Source organism: Rasiella sp. SM2506, assembly GCF_050859505.1.
Taxonomy (GTDB): Bacteria; Bacteroidota; Bacteroidia; order Flavobacteriales; family Flavobacteriaceae; genus Marinirhabdus.
Map to the genome: position 1 here is coordinate 881,178 of NZ_CP193934.1, position 21,889 is coordinate 903,066.

Annotated in this window: 20 protein-coding genes; 6 read left to right on the top strand and 14 right to left on the bottom strand. The window is 37.4% G+C overall.

The annotated features are described in order from the left end of the window. Positions 1 to 173: 173 nt before the first annotated feature. Complete coding sequence (locus ACQ2HF_RS04045) at positions 174 to 1,223, top strand: 2Fe-2S iron-sulfur cluster-binding protein (RefSeq protein ID WP_432412242.1); 1,050 nt, start codon at positions 174 to 176, stop codon at positions 1,221 to 1,223. Between the two features lie 28 nt (positions 1,224 to 1,251). On the opposite strand, the gene ACQ2HF_RS04050 is transcribed toward ACQ2HF_RS04045, so the two are convergent. From ACQ2HF_RS04050 to ACQ2HF_RS04070, 5 genes are read right to left on the bottom strand one after another with little or no spacing between them, the layout of a single operon-like run. Continuing rightward, positions 1,252 to 2,289 (bottom strand): glycosyltransferase family 9 protein, encoded by a 1,038-nt coding sequence (locus ACQ2HF_RS04050; protein ID WP_432412243.1) that lies wholly within the window; start codon positions 2,287 to 2,289, stop codon positions 1,252 to 1,254. A 28-nt stretch (positions 2,290 to 2,317) separates the two neighbouring features. Then, on the bottom strand, positions 2,318 to 2,929 hold the full coding sequence (locus ACQ2HF_RS04055) for a DUF4254 domain-containing protein (protein ID WP_432413052.1): 612 nt from the start codon (positions 2,927 to 2,929) through the stop codon (positions 2,318 to 2,320). Positions 2,930 to 2,942: 13 nt separating this feature from the next. After that, positions 2,943 to 3,938 (bottom strand): DNA adenine methylase, encoded by a 996-nt coding sequence (locus ACQ2HF_RS04060; protein ID WP_432412244.1) that lies wholly within the window; start codon positions 3,936 to 3,938, stop codon positions 2,943 to 2,945. Continuing rightward, complete coding sequence (locus tag ACQ2HF_RS04065) at positions 3,935 to 4,576, bottom strand: hypothetical protein (protein ID WP_432412245.1); 642 nt, start codon at positions 4,574 to 4,576, stop codon at positions 3,935 to 3,937. Before ACQ2HF_RS04065 ends, ACQ2HF_RS04060 begins: the two co-directional genes overlap by 4 nt. Beyond that, positions 4,576 to 5,499 carry a DUF6427 family protein gene (locus tag ACQ2HF_RS04070; protein ID WP_432412246.1) on the bottom strand — a complete coding sequence of 308 codons (924 nt, stop codon included), beginning with the start codon at positions 5,497 to 5,499 and terminating at the stop codon, positions 4,576 to 4,578. Before ACQ2HF_RS04070 ends, ACQ2HF_RS04065 begins: the two co-directional genes overlap by 1 nt. 39 nt (positions 5,500 to 5,538) lie before the next feature. On the opposite strand from ACQ2HF_RS04070, the gene ACQ2HF_RS04075 reads away from it, so the two are divergent. After that, complete coding sequence (locus ACQ2HF_RS04075; protein WP_432412247.1) at positions 5,539 to 5,787, top strand: DUF6341 family protein; 249 nt, start codon at positions 5,539 to 5,541, stop codon at positions 5,785 to 5,787. Positions 5,788 to 5,796: 9 nt separating this feature from the next. Here ACQ2HF_RS04075 and purD read toward each other — a convergent pair whose 3' ends face one another. Then, positions 5,797 to 7,068 carry a phosphoribosylamine--glycine ligase gene (gene purD / locus ACQ2HF_RS04080; RefSeq protein ID WP_432412248.1) on the bottom strand — a complete coding sequence of 424 codons (1,272 nt, stop codon included), beginning with the start codon at positions 7,066 to 7,068 and terminating at the stop codon, positions 5,797 to 5,799. Between the two features lie 100 nt (positions 7,069 to 7,168). Here purD and ACQ2HF_RS04085 point away from each other — a divergent pair, with 100 nt between their 5' ends. Both ACQ2HF_RS04085 and ACQ2HF_RS04090 read left to right on the top strand, forming a co-directional pair. Next, a complete protein-coding gene (locus ACQ2HF_RS04085) occupies positions 7,169 to 8,500 on the top strand; it encodes a phenylacetate--CoA ligase family protein (protein ID WP_432412249.1) in 1,332 nt (443 codons plus the stop codon). Continuing rightward, the gene (locus ACQ2HF_RS04090; RefSeq protein ID WP_432412250.1) at positions 8,501 to 9,667 is read left to right on the top strand and encodes a glycosyltransferase family 4 protein; all 1,167 of its coding nucleotides are present in this window, start codon (positions 8,501 to 8,503) and stop codon (positions 9,665 to 9,667) included. On the opposite strand, the gene ACQ2HF_RS04095 is transcribed toward ACQ2HF_RS04090, so the two are convergent. The 6 genes from ACQ2HF_RS04095 to ACQ2HF_RS04120 all read right to left on the bottom strand — a co-directional run bounded on the left by ACQ2HF_RS04095 (position 9,664) and on the right by ACQ2HF_RS04120 (position 16,557). Further along, positions 9,664 to 11,016: an undecaprenyl-phosphate glucose phosphotransferase gene (locus tag ACQ2HF_RS04095; RefSeq protein ID WP_432412251.1), complete on the bottom strand. Its 1,353-nt coding sequence runs from the start codon at positions 11,014 to 11,016 to the stop codon at positions 9,664 to 9,666. The two genes, ACQ2HF_RS04090 and ACQ2HF_RS04095, sit on opposite strands and share 4 nt — an antisense overlap. Further along, positions 11,016 to 12,005 carry a UDP-glucuronic acid decarboxylase family protein gene (locus ACQ2HF_RS04100; RefSeq protein ID WP_432412252.1) on the bottom strand — a complete coding sequence of 330 codons (990 nt, stop codon included), beginning with the start codon at positions 12,003 to 12,005 and terminating at the stop codon, positions 11,016 to 11,018. Before ACQ2HF_RS04100 ends, ACQ2HF_RS04095 begins: the two co-directional genes overlap by 1 nt. A 2-nt stretch (positions 12,006 to 12,007) precedes the next feature. Further along, the gene (locus ACQ2HF_RS04105) at positions 12,008 to 13,318 is read right to left on the bottom strand and encodes a UDP-glucose dehydrogenase family protein (protein ID WP_432412253.1); all 1,311 of its coding nucleotides are present in this window, start codon (positions 13,316 to 13,318) and stop codon (positions 12,008 to 12,010) included. 64 nt (positions 13,319 to 13,382) lie between these two features. After that, on the bottom strand, positions 13,383 to 14,606 hold the full coding sequence (locus ACQ2HF_RS04110) for an O-antigen ligase family protein (RefSeq protein ID WP_432412254.1): 1,224 nt from the start codon (positions 14,604 to 14,606) through the stop codon (positions 13,383 to 13,385). Positions 14,607 to 14,764: 158 nt separating this feature from the next. Continuing rightward, complete coding sequence (locus ACQ2HF_RS04115) at positions 14,765 to 15,514, bottom strand: WecB/TagA/CpsF family glycosyltransferase (RefSeq protein ID WP_432412255.1); 750 nt, start codon at positions 15,512 to 15,514, stop codon at positions 14,765 to 14,767. Positions 15,515 to 15,564: 50 nt separating this feature from the next. Continuing rightward, on the bottom strand, positions 15,565 to 16,557 hold the full coding sequence (locus tag ACQ2HF_RS04120) for a hypothetical protein (RefSeq protein WP_432412256.1): 993 nt from the start codon (positions 16,555 to 16,557) through the stop codon (positions 15,565 to 15,567). A 259-nt stretch (positions 16,558 to 16,816) separates the two neighbouring features. On the opposite strand from ACQ2HF_RS04120, the gene ACQ2HF_RS04125 reads away from it, so the two are divergent. Together ACQ2HF_RS04125 and ACQ2HF_RS04130 are read left to right on the top strand one after the other, a co-directional pair. Then, on the top strand, positions 16,817 to 17,644 hold the full coding sequence (locus ACQ2HF_RS04125) for an acyltransferase (protein ID WP_432412257.1): 828 nt from the start codon (positions 16,817 to 16,819) through the stop codon (positions 17,642 to 17,644). 1 nt (position 17,645) lies between these two features. Continuing rightward, positions 17,646 to 18,929, top strand: coding sequence for a DUF4910 domain-containing protein (locus ACQ2HF_RS04130; protein ID WP_432412258.1), 1,284 nt, complete (start codon positions 17,646 to 17,648; stop codon positions 18,927 to 18,929). Positions 18,930 to 18,976: 47 nt separating this feature from the next. On the opposite strand, the gene ACQ2HF_RS04135 is transcribed toward ACQ2HF_RS04130, so the two are convergent. Continuing rightward, entirely contained in the window at positions 18,977 to 19,924 is a 948-nt protein-coding gene (locus tag ACQ2HF_RS04135) for a hypothetical protein (protein ID WP_432412259.1), read from the bottom strand. Between the two features lie 181 nt (positions 19,925 to 20,105). Beyond that, positions 20,106 to 21,884, bottom strand: a complete 1,779-nt coding sequence (locus ACQ2HF_RS04140) for an O-antigen ligase family protein (RefSeq protein WP_432412260.1) — start codon at positions 21,882 to 21,884, stop codon at positions 20,106 to 20,108. Between the last annotated feature and the right edge of the window lie 5 nt (positions 21,885 to 21,889).

Here is a 21,889-nt window from a genome sequence, read left to right on the forward strand (position 1 = left end):
TATTCTAACTTAAATACTTCGCTTTTAGTATGTACAGACTAAAGGAAGCGTAAAAATACGTTTCTTTTTTAGAAATAGCCGATTTTAGGTCCAAAATTGGGTGCTTTAACCAATTCTATACAACTTATTTACCGCCTAGAATGTGTATTTTTGCTGAAAATTGAAAATTCCCTATGAGTGACTTCCATTCTTTACGTGTTGCAAAAGTTGAAAAAGAAACGCCGAATTCCGTTTCGGTAGCGTTTGAAATTCCAGACCATTTAAAAACCACATTCACACACAAAGCAGGACAATATATTACTATAAAATATACAACTGAACGTGGCGAAATACGTCGCGCTTATTCTATTCACAGTGATCCTAAAAGTGCTTTGCTCAAAATAGGAATTAAAAAAATTGAAGCGGGAACATTCTCAGTTTTCGCGCATACAAAACTGAAAGAAGGCGATACGCTGGAGGTTATGAAACCCGAAGGTAAATTTGTTTTAGAGGCCAATGCTTCAGCAAACAACTACTATGCAGCATTTGTCGCGGGTAGTGGGATCACCCCCGTACTTTCAATTATCGAAACCGTTCTTACTCAAGAACCAGACAGTAAGTTTTTGCTAGTCTACGGAAATCAATCGCAGTTGGAAGCTATGTTCCATAGTAGATTGCTGGAATTAAGCCGCGAATATCCAGACCGATTATTATTAGAATTTATCTATAGCCAAACGCACGAGGATAATGCACGCTTCGGAAGGATAGACAGGAGCACTGTAAACTATTTTCTGAAAAACAAATTTGAATTCACCACGTTTGACGCCTTCTACCTTTGTGGGCCAGAACCTATGATCGATGAAGTTTCTTCTACTTTAAAGGAAAACGGAATTAACGAAAAAGTGATTCATTTTGAACTTTTCACCACTGCCGAAAAGGGGCTTTTACTAGAACCCCACGAAGGAGATACTACTATTTCTATTACCGTAGACGATGAAACTGAAACATTTACCATGCCTAAAAGCACCTCGGTTTTAGAGGCTGCTTTGGAGAAAGGTATGGATGCTCCATACAGCTGTCAAGGTGGAATTTGCAGCACGTGTATTGCCCGTATCACCGAAGGAAAAGCCGAAATGCGCAAAAATCAAATCCTAACAGATAGCGAAATTGCTGAAGGACTAATCTTAACCTGTCAAGCACATCCAACTACCGCAACCTTATCGATAGACTATGATGATGTGTAGGTTTCGATGCTGCTAAGCCCAAGGAATACTAAATAATATCTTTAATTTTTTGTAGGACGGTAGCTACTGGAATACTCCCTATGGCATCTTCATATCCAGCAGGAAACGTATTGCCATATACCGATGTTGGGATTAAAGGATATGCCGATCTGTCTACCACTACCTGGTGCTCGTCTGGCTGATTAAAAGGCGTAAATCCAGCATAGGGATGCGTCACGCCCCAAAGTGTTACAACAGGAATATTGTATAGCGCCGCTAAATGTCCGTTGCCACTATCCATTGCCAGCATTAAATCGAGATTTGAAATAAGATTCAGCTCCGTTTCCAAATTATATTTTCCCGCAAGATTGGTTACATTTTCAAACTGAACTTCCCACTCGTTTAAGATTTCCTTTTCTTTCTTACCTCCGCCAAAAAGAAAAATTTTATACAAATTGTCTTCGTTCAGATTGAAGATTACCTCTTTCATTTGTTCCAATGGATATAGCTTACTTTGGTAGGCCGCAAAGGGTGCAATGCCTATCATTTTTTTAGTATGCTTGCCAATAAGGTCGTGTAGTTGCGGAGTGAGTTCTTTCTTGTTCGGAAAAATATGTTCTTCCAGGTTTAAGGGAAATCCCAGGGCTTCAAAAACATCGGCATACCGCTGGTGCGTAGGTTTTAATCTTTTTAATTCTGAAGGAGTATTGATAAGTGCCTTTTTTTCTGCACGACCTTTGTCTATAGCAGCCGTCGTAATTCCATTCAATGAAAGATAGCCCGTAATTATTTTGGAACGAATTACATTATGCAAGTCTGCTACCACATTGACGCCAATATTTTTAGCTTCTTTGGCCAACTTTAGCAAACCAAAACCTTTGTGTTCGCCGTACAAATCTGCTTCCAAGAAGTGGAGGTTTTCAATATCATTAAATAGTGGTTTGTAGGAAGGTTTCGATACAATCGTGAGCTTTACATCTGGATAGGTCTTCGAAAAAACCCGAATCACGGGCACCGTCATTGCCACATCTCCCAATGCGGAAAGGCGAATGATTAGGATGTGTTTTGCTTCGATTCCACTTGGCATACATTACAATTTTAAGATAATATAGTGCTTACTTTTTTTCTCCTCTTAAGACAGGATTTAACTCATCGTCATTATACATTTTCATTTGCTTGTACACCTTCATATATTTTTTGCCGTGTGCAATGTCATTGAGTAATTGGTCAATCGCTGTGCTTAAATCCACACGTTGGTCTAACAAAATATCCAGTTTTTTCTGGCAAGCTTCTCTATGAATTTGTGTAGCACCTGCACGAGTAGCCTCGTCATTCATGTGATAGATTTTTAATGCAAGAATTGAAAGTCTATCAACTCCCCAGGCTGGGCTTTCGGTATTGATGGTGGCATCTTTATCTGGAGTAACGGTATCGTATTTTTTCAGAAAATAGCTATCTATATATTCTACCATATCAGTTCGATCTTGATTGGAAGCATCTATTTTTCGCTTTAATGCCAATGCAATAACGGGTTCAATATTGGGGTCGCGAATAATATCTTCATAATGCCACTGTACGGTGTCTATCCAACATTTTCGATATAATAAATGTTCCAGAAGCTCAGTTTCCTTCTCGTAAGGGTTGGAAAATGGCTGGTTTACATCATCTGCCTTGTGGTATTTTACAATGGCTTCTAAAAATATCTTGTTTGCTTTTTCACTGAAAATCATGGCTCTTGGTTTAATTTTTTTCTAAAATATGCAGAAACTCAACAGTTCCTGTTGCTTTATGGTTTCGGTTCTCGGTTTTATCTGCTTTAAAACGCTGGTACTTTGTGGTAGCAAGGCTATACGTACCCAATTGTTTCATGGTATTTTCAACTTCTTGCTGGCTCATTAATCCTTCGTTATTATAGCTCAAAAAAATGTATTTAAAGTTAGCATTTTCTAGTAACTCTGTAAACGACTTTAACACTTCTCCTTTTTTGCAATAATCACTTTTATAATAGGTACGTAATCCCGTTTTTCCCTTAGGAACAAAGGTATCATATTTTGCAATGGTGTTGAGTAAATGGTAATTGGCACCGTATTGTCTAGCATTGTACGGCGGATCTAAATATAAAATATCTCCTTCAATTTTTTTTATAAGTTCATTGGCATCTTCCTGAAATACTTGGTGACTGGTTTCTGTCTCGCTGAAAAAAGCCGGTTTTACGATGAGTTCCTTCGCAGCCGATTTCTTTATTTTTTTGAGATAGGCGCCATAGACAGATGCAGTATTCGCAACCTTATCGGCACTCTCAAGGAGTGACGTTAGAAGAAAGAAATACAAGTCTTCAGAAATTTCATCAGCTTTTTTCCATGTTTCAATTTGTTGGCGAATAGCGTCTATCTTTTGTCCATTTTCTAAAGAAAAATACATTCTGCCTTCACTACCTCCTTCGGCATACTGTTGAAAAACAAAACCTTTTTTGCCTTTTAACGAGTTTAATTTTTTAAGGAACTCTTCAGCCTGTAAGCTTTCCGTATTCTGAATATAATTTCTATTTAGCACATAGCTGTAAAACTCTACATCGTTCGAGACAACATTTTTTACGTGTGTTTTGAATTTTCTTCCCACAATCCCAGTACCTGCAAACAAATCGCAAAATGTTTGGTTGCCCAAGTCTCCCACCACCGAAGTAATGGTCTCGAATAAAAAGTTAGAAAGTTTGTTTTTGGAGCCTATATAGTTCATTCTTGTACCCAAATAATATCACTCAACGCTGTCTCGCCGTTTGCAAAAGTAAGGCTTTGCAATTGGGCTTCCGAAAAGTTATTTACATATTTTGTGATCTCGGTTTGCAACAGGTCTAACTTCGATTTTAGCTTCCAATGTGCTCCGTTTGTGGCATGTACCACAATAAACAATCTATTTTTTAAATGATGCCGGTTTTGTGTACTCTGGTGTTCGTAAAACCACGCTATCAATTCTTTTTTATACTGAAAAGCAGAGGTAAAATCTTTTGGAAAACGCCTCGGAAAAACAGACGTTTTATGGTCGAAAGCGATACCGTTTAAATAAAAATCTTTTTCAGAATCTTTGCGGTTCTTTACTTTTTCCACACCTTCCAATGCAGCAAATATTTGTTCGACACCCACCGCGCTCCAAAAATTAAACCATCTGTTTGCTGCATAGTCAAACAGCTTTCCTTTTTCTAATTTTTCTGTAGCAACCGCCTGCTTCATACACTCTAGAAGTGTTTCCCAACATAAGGTTTCGTAGATAAATGCCGTATAGCCATCCCAGATATCATTCTGCTTTTGTTGCCACTGGTAGCGGTAGGATACTCGTTTTTCTAATTCGGTTTGTATTTGGGATAAGGTATATTCCATTATAAAAATAATAACCCAACGGGGAGGAGTACAAAGACCCAAAGTAGAATTTCTTTAAACCAAAAGTCGTTTAAATGCTCCAGGTAATTGGTAATAACGATGGTTAAAGGTGCGCAAAGAAAAAGAATTTCGGCTCCTGTTTTGGTGTCGCTCAAAAATAAGATAACTACCGAAACTAGGGTCGAAATAGTTAACAACCTATAGTTTCGCTGCGCTTTTCTGGGCATAGACGAAAATTTCATGATTCGAAGCACGAGCGTCCAAACCAATAAGGTTGCAATAAAAGCCGACGGAACCAAAATACTTGCTTTATTGTACGCACTAAAATCCAAATTTAATGCTGGCAACCAACTAAGAAACCATGCTAAGCTATCAAAAATCAATAAATGTATCGTGATGGTAAGAACCAACACCGTAAAAATTCCCACAACCGGAATAAAAAGCAGCCTGAAACTCGCTGAGGTAATCCGAATAATTCCAAAATAGAGTGGCAGTAAAAATAAAATACTCCAAAAATGGAAAAGTGCAGCAATAGCGATATATAATGATGCATCTAAAATCTTTTTTTCAATGTTTTTTTCTGAAGTGAGACTTACCATCCTGCGTAACGCTAACAATAGAAATATACTTGAAAAAATAATGTTTACTTCCGTAAAAACAATGGGCAGCATTACTATAAGTCCGCTATACACAAAAATTCCAAAGGTATTTATTCCTGTAAGTGCATTTTTTCTAATAACAAAATCTAACAACAGGATTGAAAAAACAAGAACCATCCAAAGGCCAAATTTTATAAGGACTTCCTGAGTGTTTATGAGCTCTGAAGTGGAAAAGAAAAACGACGCAAAAAACCCAATGAGGAGGTACGCTCCACAAATAAAAAAATTGATAGGGTTAGATTTCCCAAAAAAGTTTGTGAGCATGGCCGCAGTTTTCTACTTTTGCAAGATAAATATACAATTATGACTTTTAAAGAAGTTTTTGAAGGAATACAATCGTTTAGTGAAAATGTGCTTTTTGCTCCTTACGACGCGTTAAGACTTGGTACAGAAAGCTGGGCCTTAAGCAATGTTATAAACTGGATTTTAATGATCATTGGGTTTGTAGCAATGCTCTATTGGATGGGACAACTCAAAAATTATAATGACAATAATGAAGAAGACCGAAGCCAGACCTCTCACGGGTATTTGGGAGATCTTCCAAAAGAGTAAATCCTAAGCTCACTCAAGGTCAAAACCTATATCGGTTCTATAATACATCCTATCAAAATGTAGTTTATCTATGTTTTTATAGGATTTTTTTAGTGCTTTCCTGTAATCTTCATCCAGCGACGTAACGGCTAGTACTCTACCGCCATTAGAAACCAATTTATTTTCTTTTACTGAAGTCCCTGCGTGAAATACAATGGAATCTTCAACAGTATCTATTCCTGAAATTTCTTTTCCTTTTTCGTACGCCTCTGGATATCCGCCAGAAACTAACATCACTGTAGTTGCTGCTCTTTCATCAATTTCCATTGAAATTGTATCTAATTTTTGCTGAAATGTTGCTTGTAGCAAAGTCACCAAATCTGTTTTAATTCTCGGAAGGACTACTTCTGTTTCCGGATCGCCCATACGTACATTGTACTCTATCACATAAGGCTCGTCCCCAACTTTTATGAGGCCAATAAACAGGAAACCTTTGTAATCAATTTCTTCTTCTTTAAGACCGTTTACGGTTGGCTTTACAATGCGTTCTTCAATCTTTTTCATTAAAGTTTCGTCTGCAAAAGGGACGGGGGAAATAGCGCCCATACCTCCTGTATTTAACCCTTTATCACCTTCGCCAATACGCTTGTAATCTTTTGCTGTAGGTAGAATTTTATAATTTTTCCCATCGGTGAGGACAAACACGCTTAATTCTATTCCGTCTAAAAACGCTTCTATTACCACAGTTGCGCTGGCGTCACCAAATTTACCGGATAGCATTTCTCCTAATTCTGTTTTGGCTTCTTCTACATCCTGAATAATTAACACCCCTTTTCCTGCAGCGAGCCCGTCTGCTTTTAATACGTAGGGAGCTTGTAAGGTTTCTAAAAAAGCTTTTCCTGCTTCTAAACTTTCAGCAGTAAAACTAGCATAGGCGGCCGTGGGAATGTTATGTTGTAACATAAATTCTTTAGCGCGTTCTTTACTGCCTTCCAACAATGCTCCTCTTTTCGAAGGACCTATTAACATAACCTCTTGCAAAGCTTCTTCTTCAGCAAAGTAATTGGCGATGCCCTGCACAAGCGGATCTTCAGGCCCCACAACCACCATTTCTATCTGGTTGGCAATTACGCTGGCTTGTATCGATTCAAAATCGTTTACATCTAAAGGAAGATTGGTTGCTATTGCTGCTGTTCCTGCGTTTCCGGGGGCTACAAAAAGTTTGCTACATAGCTTGCTTTTTACGATTTGATACGCAAAAGTATGTTCGCGGCCTCCAGAGCCTAAAATAAGGATGTTCATAGTGCTGAGTATTGATTTTTGAATTACAACCTTCGCTTACAGCTTCGGTGTATCTTGATGCAAAAATAGGTATTTCACGATACAGTTTCGCTACATTTGTATGACAAAACAGCTCCTTTTTAATTTGAATATTTTTGATTTCACATTGCGGATGAAAGGGTTTCCTATAAAGGAAGCACAGCAGCGTTTGCGGGAAATTCAGCAAATTTCGGAAGCTCAGTACCCCGATTATCTGGAAAATGCTCGATCTGAAATCCTGCAATACCATCTTCAAAACAATTCTTTCTATAAAAAATTTATAGGTGCTAAGGATGTTTCAGCCTGGGAAAACATTCCTATGCTTCAGAAAAAAGATTTACAAATTTCTTTACAAGAGCGATTATCGAAAAACTTCAGCTTAAAAAAAATATATACAGGAAAAACCTCAGGCAGTAGTGGGACGCCGTTGCAGTATGCTAAAGATAATTTTTGCCACGCACTCACCTGGGCGGGGATTATGGATAGGTTTGGTTGGTATGGGATAGATTTTAATACCTCGTATCAAGCTCGGTTTTATGGAATTCCACTGGAGTTTAAAGCCTATCAAAAAGAACGGATGAAAGACCGCTTTAGTAACAGATACCGCTTTCCTATTTTTGATCTTTCGGAAAAAAAATTAGCCTCTTTTCTAGAAATATTTCGGAAAAAAAAATTTGACTACCTCAACGGACATACAAGTTCTATCGTGCTTTTTGCTAAGTTCCTTCAGAAAAAAAAACTCATCTTAACCGAAGTTTGCCCCACACTAAAAACCTGCATCGTCACCAGTGAAATGCTCTTCCCAGACGATAAAAAACTGCTTGAAAGTCAACTAGGCATTCCTGTAGTGAACGAATACGGCGCGAGCGAGCTGGATTTACTTGCATTTACCAATCTGGAAGATGATTTCCAACTTAATAGTGACTCTGTTTTTATTGAACTTGTAGACGAACAAGGCAAAGCAGTCCCCAACGGAACGCCCGGCACAATACTGGTCACCATGCTGTACAACAAAGCCCATCCTTTTATTCGCTACGAGGTGGGTGATTTGGGCATTATGGATGAAAGATCTACCTTTAAGAAGCCCATTTTAAAACAATTAATTGGCCGTGCCAACGACAATGCCACGTTGGCAAACGGCACCACGGTTCCAGGCCATACTTTTTATTATGTAGTCAAAAGCGCGATGAGGGCCACTAGCGTGGTGCAGGAGTTTATCATGGAGCAAAACACTTTGGAGACGTTTACGTTCACCTACGTAGCCGAGCGGGACCTTAATACGGCTGAAATTAATACCCTAAACGAGTCCTTATACACGTATTTAGGAATCGCTATAAATTTGCAGTGTAAAAGAGTGGCTTTGCTTGACAGAAGCCATCGCGGTAAGTTGAAACAATTTATATCCCACCTGTAGATGACGTTTAAATCTATTTTATTGGTTAGTAATTATTATCCGCCAGAGCAAGGAGCGGCACCTAACAGAATAGAGGTACTGGCGCAATCTTTACAAGCCAGTGGTTACAAAGTACAAGTGGTATGCCCATTCCCCAATTATCCTACGGGAAGGGTGTTTTCAAAATTCAGAGGGAAACTATATGCTAAGACCATTGAAAACGGCATCACCGTCTATAGATTATGGGTATGGCCCAGCAAATCTACCAACAAGTTTGTGCGGTTATGGAGTATGCTATCTTTCTCAAAAAGCCTAGCTCTATTTTTTATACTGAAACCCATTCCAAAACAGGTTTTCATACAGTATTCTCCCGTATTTGTGGGTTTTACAGCAGTTTTTTGGAGTTGGTTATTTAGGAAAAAAACTATTTTGAATGTTTCGGACCTATGGCCATTGGCGGGATTCGAAATGGGGCTGCTAAACAAAGGGTTCTATTATTCACTTCTTGAAAAAATGGAAAGCTTCTGTTACCGAAAAGCCGATTTGATTTTAGGGCAATCTGAAGAGATTTTAGAGCATATTAAATCCAAGAATCCTAAGACACTGCTTTTTTTGTATCGAAATTTTCCAAACTTTCAAACTGCCCGAATTACACTTAAAACACCCCAACTCCCCATTAAAATAGTTTATGCAGGGTTGTTGGGAGTCGCACAAGGACTGTCTTATATCTTTTCGAAAATTACGATTCCTGAACAGGTTGAATTTCATATATATGGAGAGGGTCCAGATGCTGAAGTTATTTCACAACCTAAAAACCATAGCATTATTTATCACGGTTCTGTAACCAGAAGCCAGTTACATCACGAGCTCACTCAGTATGATATTGCTTTTATTCCTTTAGTAAATCGGATTTATGGTTCGGTGCCTTCCAAGATTTTTGAATATGCAAGACTGGGTTTGCCCTTATTGTATATGGCAGGGGGAGAAGGTGGCGACTTAGTAGAAAAACAAAAGCTTGGGTGGGTGGTTCCTGTTCAGGATTTTAAAATTCTTCAACAATTTTTAAACACTATAACACTTGCTGAAGTTCAAAAATTTCCGAAGGAAAATGTGCAACAAAATGCCATGGATGTATTTGATTTCAACCTACAATTTGAGGGATTTAAAAAGCAACTGGAAAACCTCTAGTACGCCCGGTCTTCACCACGCAATGCGTTATAAATAGTCTGGAAAACTATTTTAAGATCTAAAAATAACGACCAATTCTCCAAGTAGAAAATATCGTACTTCACACGGTTAATAATATGATTGTCGTCTTCCACTTCGCCCCTATAGCCACTAACTTGTGCTAATCCTGTGATGCCGGGCTTTATAAAATGACGCACCATAAATTTATCGATTCGTTCGGCGTACATATGTGTATGACTTACCATGTGGGGCCGTGGCCCTACTACAGACATATCGCCTTTTAATACATTGATAAATTGTGGTAGTTCGTCTATGCTGGTCTTTCTAATTATCTTCCCTACTTTGGTCACCCGAGGGTCGTTTTTCTGAATTTGATGCAAATCTGCCATCGGGTTGGGACGCATAGAGCGATACTTGTAGCAGTTAAATTCTTTATAATCTAAGCCATTTCTTTTTTGCTTAAAAAATACGGGGCCTTTAGATTCTAACTTGATAAACAATGCTAGAATTGGAGTGAGCCAAGAAAGTATGCCTACAATCACCAAGACTGACAAAACGATATCGAAAGTACGTTTAACAAACTGGTTAAAAGGGGTGTCTATTGGTATTTTACGCATCGATAAAATGGGCAATACGCCATAATAATCGAAATCTAATTGCTTGCTATAAATCTCCTTATTATCTGGTAAAAACTTGAGTAGTTTAAGGTTATTGTCTGCAAATTCAATAAGCTTTGAGAGTTGCTTGTTACTTAATTGACCTATAGAACTGTAAATTTCATCTACGTCGTTATTATGTATATAGTCGAAACATGCGTCCAGTTTATCGTCTGAATCTTTTACGTCGAATATTTCTTGTAATCGGTACCCGTATTCTGGGTTTCGGTTGAAAAACTTTCGGAGTTGGTCTGTTTTCTTATTAAGACCAATGATAACAACCTTCCTAGAGTTCCCGCCAAAACGTTTTCGGTATCGTTTCAAAATAAAGAAAACAGTAAACTTTAAGATGGTAATACACAGGATAGTAGTAAGCACATACTTTACAACCTCCCAGGCGTTAATATCTAATTCGCTATAAAATCCGAAAAATGAAAAAACAATTAAGAAGAAAACAATACTCTGCTTTCCAATGAGCGACATTATTTTTGAAACATGAGTAAATCGATAAATTTCATAAAAATTGGATTTTAATGAGAGTATTACCCACGCCAATAAAATAAAAACTACGTATTGAAAATAGAGCAACCTATCCTGAAAAAAATAGAAAGCCAATGCAAAAATGATGGTTAAATCCATTGCATAGGAAAGAGGTCTTAAAAACCCTGAGTATCTACCGCTTTTAAATATCATTACCCCCTGTTGTGTTTGGTAAAATCTTTATGCTCACTCTTGAACAGCTCTTCTTTGGAGAGGCTCTTAAAATAATTGAACGTTATTTTCATGCCTTCGCTTCGTGATATCCTTGGTTCCCACCCTAAAATTTCTCTTGCTTTTTCAATATTAGGTTGTCGCTGCAAAGGATCGTCTTTTGGTAATTCCTTATAGATTATCTTTTGTGCAGTGCCCGTAAGTTTGATAATTTCTTCGGCGAATTCTAAGATGGTAATTTCGTCTGGGTTTCCGATGTTTACGGGATATGAATAATCGCTCAACAACAACTGGTACAACCCATTAACTTGATCGTCAACGTAGCAAAAGGAACGTGTTTGTTGTCCATCTCCAAAGACAGTTAAATCTTCGCCACGAAGCGCTTGTCCTATAAATGCTGGGATTACACGACCATCGTTTAATCGCATTCTTGGACCGTAGGTGTTAAAAATTCTGGCAATGCGTGTTTCCAAGCCATGAAATCTATGATACGCCATGGTAATACTTTCCTGAAAACGTTTTGCTTCGTCGTAGACACCCCGAGGACCAATGGTATTTACATTGCCATAGTATTCCTCACTTTGTGGATGTACCAAAGGATCTCCATATACTTCGGACGTGGAAGCAATGAGAATTCTTGCCCCTTTCTCTTTTGCCAATCCTAACAGATTGTGTGTTCCTAAAGATCCTACTTTTAAAGTCTGGATGGGTATTTTAAGATAATCTATTGGGCTTGCTGGTGATGCAAAATGCAGGATATAATCTATCCGTCCTGGTACGTGTACGAACTTTGTGATATCGTGATGATAAAACTCAAAATCTTCTTTTTCAAATAAATGCTGAATGTTCTTAAGATCCCCCGTAATTAGGTTATCCATTCCCACAACACGATACCCCTCTGCCATAAATTTATCGCAAAGGTGAGATCCTAAAAATCCTGCTGCACCTGCTATGAGAACTCTCTTTTTCATATCTATTCTGCTGTTTTTCTACCTATGGAATAATACGTAAATTCTTCTGCTTCCATATCTTCTACATTGTACAAGTTCCTTCCATCAAAAATGACGGGGTTTGCCAATAGTTGCTTTAGTTTTTGATAGTTTGGAGTTCTAAAAATACTCCATTCGGTACAAATCACTAATGCGTCTGCTCCTTCTAAAGCGTCATACATAGAATGGGCGTACGTAAGTTTATCCCCAAACTGTTTTTTAATATTAGGCATCGCTTCTGGATCAAAAACCGTGAGGTTTGCGCCTTTTTCTATGAGCGCATTCATCACATCTATGGATGGCGCCTCTCGAACATCATCAGTTTCAGGTTTAAAGGCTAATCCCCAAATAGCAATATTTTTTCCTTTTAAAGTATTGTTGAAGTATCCTTCAATTTTAGGCAGTAAGATGGTCTTTTGTTTTTTGTTTACTTCAATAACTGCGTCCAGTATTTTAAAATCGAACCCTTGATCTTTCCCTGCTTTTTGCAAGGCTTTTACGTCTTTTGGAAAGCAAGAACCTCCATAGCCAATGCCCGGAAAGAGAAAACGTTTTCCTATGCGGCTATCGGTTCCCATGCCTACGCGTACTTTATCTACATCTGCACCCACTTTTTCACAATAGTTGGCAATCTCGTTCATAAAGGTAATCTTGGCAGCCAGAAATGAGTTGGCCGCATATTTGGTCAACTCTGCCGATTTCTCATCCATAATGATTATTGGATTTCCGGAACGCACAAACGGTGCGTAGAGCTTTTGCATTAGTGCTGTAGCACGCGCGCTGCTGGAGCCTACCACAATGCGTTCGGGTTTAAGAAAATCATCTACTGCAAAGCCTTCGCGTAGAAATTCTGGGTTGGAAACTACGTCAAATTCACAAGAAGCATTTTTGGCAATTACAGCCTGTACTTTTTCTGCAGTTCCTACGGGTACGGTGCTTTTATCTACAATTACTTTATAGTCTTTTATTTTTTGTCCAATTTCTTCAGAAACATTAAGCACATAGCTTAAGTCGGCAGAGCCATCTTCATCTTCTGGGGTTGGCAGGGCTAGGAATATTATTTGTCCGTGTTCCAGACCTTCGTCCAAAGAGGTTGTGAAGGAAAGTCTTTTTGCTTGTATATTACGGTCAAATAAAACATCTAGATGTGGTTCGTAAATGGGGACGACACCACTTTTCATTTGTGTTACTTTTTCGGCATCAATATCTACGCATACCACTTCGTTGCCCGTTTCTGCAAGGCAGGTACCCGTAACTAATCCTACATATCCTGTTCCTATTACTGTAATCTTCATCTAACTAAAATTTTCAGAATTTATTCTTCTGTTTCATGCGGCAAAAGTACAATTTGTTGTGCTTTTACACGGCTTCTATTTCTTCATTTTGAAGCTTATTTGGTTTAATTAATAGCATAATAAGTACAAAACCAAAATAATACGCTCCAATTTGTCTATGGAATAGGTTTTCTACCAACAAAAACATCATACTAGTAACCAGCAATGCTGTGGGGAAAAACTGTCTTTTATTCCGAAGAAAAACAAAGAGGATAAAACCAATAAACAATACAATTCCTATAATTCCTGTCGCAAGGTACATGTCTAAAAATTGATTGTGGGTGTTGTATTTTCTTGCGACCAACCACGCTCTTTTTTGTTCATCTTCAATACTATTCTGGTAGCAATTTATGAGTTCTTCATTGGTATTGGCAAAACCGATACCGTTCCAGAACTCGGTATTAATTTCAGAAATTGACAGAGCGCAGTTCCATATAATGGTTCGTGGCTCCGTTTCTAGCGTGTTGGCAACCAGACCCTTACTCTCTGTGTTGGTTGGGGTGTAGAATATCTTTTTTCTGAAATCGTTATTCAGAATAAACACTAATACAAGACCCAAAAAAAGCGTTGCCACCACAAAAATTACCTGCGTTCCTTTGCTCCTCTTATAGAAAAATCCTAAAATAAAAAGTATGATAAGCGCAATAATGGCAATTCTAGAGACTATGAGTAAAATAAATAACACATTGAGAATAATGGCCACCACATAATAACTATTATTTGGATGGTATTTGTTTTGTAATAAGCTGTAGGATGCTACAATACTAAGTACGCACAAGAGGCCTAGATACAGACGATCTACCAGCATAACCTCAATGAGGTTTCCGGAATTCAACAATTCAAACTCAGCTCCTTGATAGACCCCTACTACAATACTAACGACCGAAAAAAGTATCGCCGCTACGGAAGAGAAGATAATGGCTTTTTTTATTTTTTGAAACCCTTGTATGGGCACATATAAAATGACGAGGCCAATTGCCAGATTTATTTTCTCCAGCACAGGACTGTCTACTTGAAGTCTTCCTAAAACTAGTGCTTGTACCAAAACAAAAAGGACCAAGCCAATAAAAAGTAAGGTAGGGAGTCTTTTTAATTTTTTAAAATCGTTTTTTGAAACGACAAAGGGAAACGCAACTGCCAACGCGATAAGCAAGATATTAGGCAAGGCCCGCATATAGTTATCGAATGGGATGGTGAGGTATAACAGCAGAAACATGTACGGATATATGGACTGAAGTAGTATTCTCATGACTTAAAACTGCGGTTTTTTTTGAGATTTGAAAGATAGTGAGAAAAAATGATTAACGATTGTAGATTGCGGATTGTAGATTTTTGAATTTTCACTTCGGTACTATTTTGATGCTGCTTCATAAAATCCTGCCGCAACCCTAGAGTGACAATTCCAATTTATTGTTTACTGAATTTCTCCTTCAGCACCAACCAAATAAAGGTGCTATTCCCTACAAGATACCGTTTCCACATACGTTGTGGTTCCTGTAGGAAACGGTAAAACCATTCCAAGCCTGCGTTTTGCATCCAGACGGGTGCTCTTTTGGTAAGTCCTGAAATAACGTCAAAACTGCCACCAACGCCCATGACAAAGGGCACGTCTTTTAATAATTCACGGTGATTGTAAAGAAAGTTTTCTTTAATGGGGGACGTAATGGCAACAAAAAGCATTTGGGCACCACTAGTGGCGATTTGTTGAGCGATCTGGGGTTCGTCTTCCTTTGTGAAATATCCGTTCCGGTAGCCTGCGATTATGTTTGTATTATACGTTTCCTGATAAATTTCAGAAACTTTAAGCACTACTTCTTCTTTGGCGCCCAGTAGAAATATTTTATGATTTTGTTGGTGTGCCAGTTCCACCAAATTCTCCATTAAATCGATGCCTGCGACACGTTCTTTTAAAGGCTTTCCTAGAATTTTAGCTGCCCAGACCACCGCTTGGCCATCTGCGTTAATGATGTCGCTTTCGATGACACTTTTGCGTAGGGCTTCATCTTTTTGCATGGCTACAATCTTTCCTGCGTTTACAACCACGTGATGTAGTTGCTTTTTTTCAGAAATAGCGTTAGATACCAACGCCAATGTCTCCTTCATGGAAAGATTATGGATGGTGGTATTTAGGATGTTTATTTTGGGTAGGTGTTGCAAAGGGTTGCCCGTTTTTTAATTGGGGGCAAAGGTAGCTTTTGTCTGTTTATTTACAAGATGTTGTCTACTATTAATTCAATATATGAGTGAGGTAAGTCGATTTGTGAACGCTCACCTGAAGATAAATCGATGGTAACGATTCGTTCAAAATCATATTCCCATGAGTCATTATTGTGTAGAAGGATTAATTTATTTGACGCAACAATATGCTCTAGGCTTGATTTTCCCTGATAATTTAACGTAGCAATCTCATTGATTACTTCTCCTGTATTTGGGTTGAGCTGTACCAGAGCCGAAATTGTATTGCCATTTTTCTCTGTAGCATATAAATCCCCATTTGGCGTGTATACAATATTTTGATATAGGTTTTCTAATGAATAGATTTGAAATTGATTTGTAGACAGATCAAATTTTGAGTAAATATGGTTATCATTCTCATCTTTTGAAATGCTGAATAATTGATTGGTTTCTTCTTTATAAAAACTCTTGTTCAGGTTATAAGCGTGTAATTCATTTTCATAATTAAAAACTATGTCTTGTTCTGAGGTTTCGAAATTTACTCTAAAGATTTTAAAGCGATCTATCAAAGGAAAATTTGAAGCAGGTATAAAAGGAACATTGGTGAAGAATCCATAATTCTCACTAGTGGTCATAAACCTGTTATTCGTTGGATCAAAATCATAGCTAGTTTCGTTATCAAGGTCTACCCATTGTCTGGTAGAAATTTCGGGCTCTGCAATACCACCTCCTTGTTTATATGTACTATACCCTAAAATATTTCTTGAAGACGAATAACCAGCTGTTCCATACTGATCATATCCTAAGACTCCCATCTGTGTAGAATCGATTGTATTCGTAGACAAATCCAATTGGTCGAATTGTACATTTATTCTCAAATCAGAATTAAAATCAATCCACCTATGTAAATATATTTTTTCCGTGGCCAGCGTTACTTCTTCTTCCTCATTTAAGGTGTCATCATTACTGGAACAGGCGGCAAGGAAAAGCGTTGCCAGACAGATTAAATAGATTGGATTTTTCATTCTTTTTTAAATTTTTCAAAATAACACTTTATAAACACTAAATGAAACGCCAAAATGGTTTCATAAAAAGATGTTTGTTGGAAGGTTTATTTTAAAAGTACAAAAAAATTCTTAAAAACAACTGTGTAGCCTAGATCATCAGTATTATTCCTTTTTATATAGCCCAAGCATTCATAAAAATTCCCTTAATTTTGTAGTCAGGCAAGTTGTATCGTTTTAAAAAGTATACTCCTATGGTCGAACTTGAAAAACAGAAAAAATGGCAGAAGAAAAAAAATACAGCATTAGTGCAGACGAAATACACATTGGAAAAGGAGCTAGAATAGCAGATGGCGTAAGAATTTCAGGAGGATATGATTATGCTACCAGCACACCAATTCCTGCAAAAAAAGTGATTATTGGAGATGGTGTTTTTCTTGCCTCAAACATAGAGATTATTTGCCCTTCTATTGAAATTGGAGATTATACCATGATTCGGGAAGACACTATGATTTCCGGATATAAAGACGCAAAAATAGGAAGTTGCTGTTGGATTGGTCAAGGGTGCATCTTAAATACTCACGGTGGGCTTACCATAGGGAACGGCGTTGGAATTGGCGCAGGTAGCCAGCTTTGGTCACATATTCGTTTTGGTGATACCTTGGAGGGATGCAAATGGGAATCTGTGGCGCCTATGGTTGTGGAAGACGATGTTTGGTTTGTTGGGCACTGCCTTGTGTCTCCCATTCATGCCAAAGCAAAAAGCATGGCCATGCTTGGCTCTGTCATTACCAGAGATATGGAAGAAAATCATATCTATGCAGGGGTCCCTGCTAAAGATATAACCGATAAACTTGGTACTCAATATGAAGATGTCCCCATTGACAAAAAATATGAAGTGATGACTGGGCAATTAGATATCTTTTATAAAAAAAATCCTCACTTTCCAAAATCAATAATCATTGTAAAAGACTCCACAAATCTGGAAGAAAGTGATAAAACAATTTTTGACGTTTCTAACCGAACGTACACTAAGCGCTTAACTGAAGAGGAAATAGAGTTTATGAAATTTCTATTAGTAAAGATTAAATTTTACCCAAAGAACTAGTATGAAAGATACAATGGAAGCGTATTTCGATAGACTTTGGCCAATAAGCAGAAGTCTTACGGGAAACGGCAACAGGGAAACAATCGAAATATTAAAAGAATTAATCGATTTAAAAGTTACGGAAGTACCTTCGGGTACTAAATGTTTCGACTGGAAAGTGCCGCCAGAATGGAACATTAAAGAGGCGTGGATTAAAAATAGCAAAGGCGAAAAAATTGTAGATTTTGCAGTTACCAATCTACATATCCTGGGGTATTCTGTTCCGTTTCAAGGAACCCTTACCTATACCGAATTAAAAGAGCATTTATATACACTGCCCGACCAACCAGAATTAATACCCTATCTGTGTTCTTATTACAAAGAACGGTGGGGGTTTTGTTTGTCTCATAATCAGTTTTTAGAACTTGATCAAGATGATACCTATGAAGTTTTTATAGATTCCTCTTTAGACTCTGGTGGTTCTATGACCATTGCTGAAGCGGTTATTAAAGGTACCTCCGAAAAAGAAATTTTAATTTCAACCTACATTTGTCATCCCTCCATGGCAAATAATGAATTGTCGGGTCCTTTAGTCTCAGCATTTATTTATAAAAAACTAAAGGAGCAGAAAGACCTTAAATATACCTACCGATTTGTTTTTGTGCCTGAAACCATTGGAGCTATTTATATACTTTCCAAATATGGAGACTACTGGAAAAAAAACCTACACGCAGGCTTTATTCTTACTTGTGTAGGTGACCCAGGAAATTTCACCTACAAAAAAAGCAGGAGAGGTGATAGTATTTCAGATAGAGCAGCGTTAACCATCCTAAATCAGTCTGAAGGAGATTTTAACCTTGTGGAATTTTTTCCTAATGGTAGTGATGAAAGACAATACTGTTCCCCAGGATTTAATTTGCCAATGGGTTCTTTAATGCGCACCATGTATGCTGTGTATCCTGAGTATCATACCTCGGCAGATAATAAAGATTTTATCTCTTTTGAAGCCATGGAAGGCACTGTAAACAAGTATTTAGAGATTATCGAGCTGATTGAAAGAAATGAAAATTATATTAATACTATGCCTTATGGCGAGCCGCAATTAGGTAAACGTGGGTTGTACCCAACTTTTACTCAAACTGGCAATGATGACCACATAAGAGCTATGATGTGGATATTAAATTTGGCTGACGGAGCCCATGATTTAATTGCTATGTCAGAAAGATCTAAATATCCCATAAAAAAACTGCTTCCCATTATAGATAAATTGATTGAAAACGGGATTTTAAAAAATGAAGCCTCCTAAAAGAAAGTCAAAAACTCTTTGCCATTAATTGTATTTACAAACGTTCTTTATGGATCGATGCGTTCAAAATAACTCTTTGCAAACACCAAATGAAACGCCAATATGGTTTCGTAAAAGAAGTTGGCGCTAAAAGCCATTAGCACAAAAGTACCAAGTAAAAAGAGACTCGTTATATTATTTATTTTAAAGCTACAAAATAATTTTGCGAAGATAAAAAGATATGCTGCCATTCCTATAATACCGAAAAAATAGAAAAGATCCAGCAACCCAAACTGGCTACGGAAGTGCATATCATACCCCCCACCAAATAAGTAATTACGCCACGTCCATTTTTCTTGGATTAATGGGAGCATTTCCTCTAACAGGTGTTGGTCGCGTAAAGAAAAAACAACCGACCAAATTCCTCTTTCATCATATACTTTCTGAAGCGAAGGGGATTGCGCGACAAGCCAATGCAATAGATTATCAAAAAACACAAATCCTGAAAGCGCAACTACTATGGCGGAAATGAGCACCCATTTATTTTTATGTCCGCGCAGTAAGATAAAAATAAAAAATCCTAGAAAAATATAGCTTATAAAGATGGCTTTGGTGCCCAATAGTAGCGAAGCAATAAACACAAGACCAAAGGGAAGGTATTTTTTCTTTTTTAGGACAAAACATTCACAAGCATAGTAAAAAAGTGCAATCCAGTAAATATAGGTGGAGGCTCCGGAACGTAAAATAGTACCATTAAGCCCAAAGCGTTTTGCCGTGCCATAATACGTGTTAAACCAATCGGTTGGCAAAAACAACCCCAAGACAATACAGATGGAATTTATGATAATGAATACTTCAAAAACCTTAAAGAACAGCGGGTAATACTTCGACACATTCTCAATGGTCTGTACATACACGAATGCAAGAACCACAAAAAGGTATTTATCTAAAAACCAAAGATTTTTTTGCAGTTGCTCCCAGGGCGCAAACCCTATTTGTCCTGAAAGAAATAACATTGTGAGCGCTACAACAGGCCAAAGTTTTTTATAGTCGTTCCGTAGTATTTGTATAACAAAAAATACTTGTAATACAGTTTTGAGAGCAGCTGAAATTTTGAAAGCGTGAAAGTATTCCTTGATACAAATTTTATACACAAACTCAGATAACACCAAGAGGGTAAAAATAAGTGCAAGCTTATTATTGGCTACTAGCCTCAGTATGTTGTTTGCTTTTGCAATCATAAAAGATAAAGAAACAATAAAATATACTAAATACAACTACACCTGCTTGCCTTGAAAAATAAGATTCCACTAGCATGGCAATAGAAAAGTATATAAGAAATAATGTGGTAGTCCTAAAACCCAAAATAATGGGTATGAGTATTACAAAAATTAGCATTGTTGGAACTAAAATACCATACGCCAATAAGAACTCTAAATATTGATTATGCACATTGTAGCGTCTATATTTAATTTCCGAGTCAACTTCTAAATTGTTTGAGAGCGCATCCCGAACATTTTGGGATCCAATGCCCGAAACCAAATGTGTTGTTGAAATAGCGAACGCTTCCCGCCAAAGTTCGGGACGGGCATCCATTTTCTTAGTATCATTTACCAAAAAAATAGTTGTAATACGCTCTCTTGCTTCATTAGAAGTATATACAAATACACCTGCCAAGAGAACTAAAGAAACACCGACACTTATATAGATTGTTTTTAATTTTTTTGGGAATTGTATAATTGTTACACTAACCATTAGAACTAACCCTATAAGTAAAGGCAATCTTGCTTGCGAAAGATACATAAATACAAATGCTAACATTGAAAAAAGCATTACTGAAATCCTGATTTTTTTTCGTTGAAATTCGAAAAGAAGTGCGACCACTATAAGCCCTGCCAAATAGCTGGAATGCCAATATTGCTCCACCGTCTCAAAAAAGAAACGTGTAAAATTATAATTGGAAGAAAGGTGTAGATACCGTTCAATTATTGCAATAACTAGAAGAAAAACATATGTTACAACTGCTATTTGAAAGACTTTAAAAATTTTAACCATTTGAGCGCGCTGTACCCCTAAAAAAAGAAAGGGAGCTAATAAAAAGTAGCTATAATTCCCAAAATCGGTACCGATGGTTTCAAAATGGAAAAAGACATTCACTATCATAATTGCCAAAAACAGTGTGCCTAATGGAATAAAGTTTTTAAGTTCTCGAAAATGAAATTTTTCTTTTTCAACAATAAAATGTACAAGAGTTAGCGCCAAGGAAACAGCTAACAAAATGTGCGAAATAATAAGCCAAAAAGGAAGTAAGAACATCCAGAGATAGAAGAGGTAATTCCTGGCTTTGTAGAGAGCACTGCCTTCAACTTTAAGATTGGTAAAATTATATGGTACGGTATTGATGTAAAACCTGCCCATTACAAGCAATACCATAAGCAACAGGATATTTGTTACCCAGCCTAAGGGTGTAAACTGTTTCGTTTTGGCAATTTTTTCAAATCCTTCTAAGTTTAACATCAACCACCCATTTCCTTTTTGGCCTGCAGTAGCTATAATCGAATTCTGAGTGCTCACCGGAGTCACATTAGTGCTCGAATAGTTTACAAATTTGTCGAGATTGTTAAAAGTTCTAACTTTGTTTTTGGAGGCAAGCGTAACATCTTTAATAATGATGCTCCCTTTAGTACTACCACTCCAATAAAACCCAAAAAACTGAAGCCCTTCTGGCTGATTTATAGTTGTTACTATGGTATTGAGCTTGTTTTTGAATAATGGTAAGGTTTCCGTCTTGCTAATAGAATCGCTAAAGTTGGGCTGCAAAGAATACCACGTATACGAGTCAAAATCTGTTTCGACTGTAAGGGTAATTGTAATGGGTTCATATCTTTTTTCATACAAAAAAAAAGCATAAAGGATATTCAGCAGCACGAGTGTGAGCAGACTGTATCCTATTATTTTCCCCCAAGAAGTTTGCATATTGC

What these genes read in the sequence shown, in the direction of transcription:
- ACQ2HF_RS04045 (WP_432412242.1), top strand. Translation starts at nt 174, where the DNA reads ATGAGTGACTTCCATTCTTTACGTGTTGCAAAAGTTGAAAAAGAAACG.
- ACQ2HF_RS04050 (WP_432412243.1), bottom strand. Translation starts at nt 2,289, where the DNA reads ATGCCAAGTGGAATCGAAGCAAAACACATCCTAATCATTCGCCTTTCC.
- ACQ2HF_RS04060 (WP_432412244.1), bottom strand. Translation starts at nt 3,938, where the DNA reads ATGAACTATATAGGCTCCAAAAACAAACTTTCTAACTTTTTATTCGAG.
- ACQ2HF_RS04065 (WP_432412245.1), bottom strand. Translation starts at nt 4,576, where the DNA reads ATGGAATATACCTTATCCCAAATACAAACCGAATTAGAAAAACGAGTA.
- ACQ2HF_RS04070 (WP_432412246.1), bottom strand. Translation starts at nt 5,499, where the DNA reads ATGCTCACAAACTTTTTTGGGAAATCTAACCCTATCAATTTTTTTATT.
- ACQ2HF_RS04075 (WP_432412247.1), top strand. Translation starts at nt 5,539, where the DNA reads ATGACTTTTAAAGAAGTTTTTGAAGGAATACAATCGTTTAGTGAAAAT.
- purD (WP_432412248.1), bottom strand. Translation starts at nt 7,068, where the DNA reads ATGAACATCCTTATTTTAGGCTCTGGAGGCCGCGAACATACTTTTGCG.
- ACQ2HF_RS04085 (WP_432412249.1), top strand. Translation starts at nt 7,169, where the DNA reads ATGACAAAACAGCTCCTTTTTAATTTGAATATTTTTGATTTCACATTG.
- ACQ2HF_RS04090 (WP_432412250.1), top strand. Translation starts at nt 8,501, where the DNA reads ATGACGTTTAAATCTATTTTATTGGTTAGTAATTATTATCCGCCAGAG.
- ACQ2HF_RS04095 (WP_432412251.1), bottom strand. Translation starts at nt 11,016, where the DNA reads ATGATATTTAAAAGCGGTAGATACTCAGGGTTTTTAAGACCTCTTTCC.
- ACQ2HF_RS04100 (WP_432412252.1), bottom strand. Translation starts at nt 12,005, where the DNA reads ATGAAAAAGAGAGTTCTCATAGCAGGTGCAGCAGGATTTTTAGGATCT.
- ACQ2HF_RS04105 (WP_432412253.1), bottom strand. Translation starts at nt 13,318, where the DNA reads ATGAAGATTACAGTAATAGGAACAGGATATGTAGGATTAGTTACGGGT.
- ACQ2HF_RS04110 (WP_432412254.1), bottom strand. Translation starts at nt 14,606, where the DNA reads ATGAGAATACTACTTCAGTCCATATATCCGTACATGTTTCTGCTGTTA.
- ACQ2HF_RS04120 (WP_432412256.1), bottom strand. Translation starts at nt 16,557, where the DNA reads ATGAAAAATCCAATCTATTTAATCTGTCTGGCAACGCTTTTCCTTGCC.
- ACQ2HF_RS04125 (WP_432412257.1), top strand. Translation starts at nt 16,817, where the DNA reads ATGGCAGAAGAAAAAAAATACAGCATTAGTGCAGACGAAATACACATT.
- ACQ2HF_RS04130 (WP_432412258.1), top strand. Translation starts at nt 17,646, where the DNA reads ATGAAAGATACAATGGAAGCGTATTTCGATAGACTTTGGCCAATAAGC.
- ACQ2HF_RS04135 (WP_432412259.1), bottom strand. Translation starts at nt 19,924, where the DNA reads ATGTTATTTCTTTCAGGACAAATAGGGTTTGCGCCCTGGGAGCAACTG.
- ACQ2HF_RS04140 (WP_432412260.1), bottom strand. Translation starts at nt 21,884, where the DNA reads ATGCAAACTTCTTGGGGGAAAATAATAGGATACAGTCTGCTCACACTC.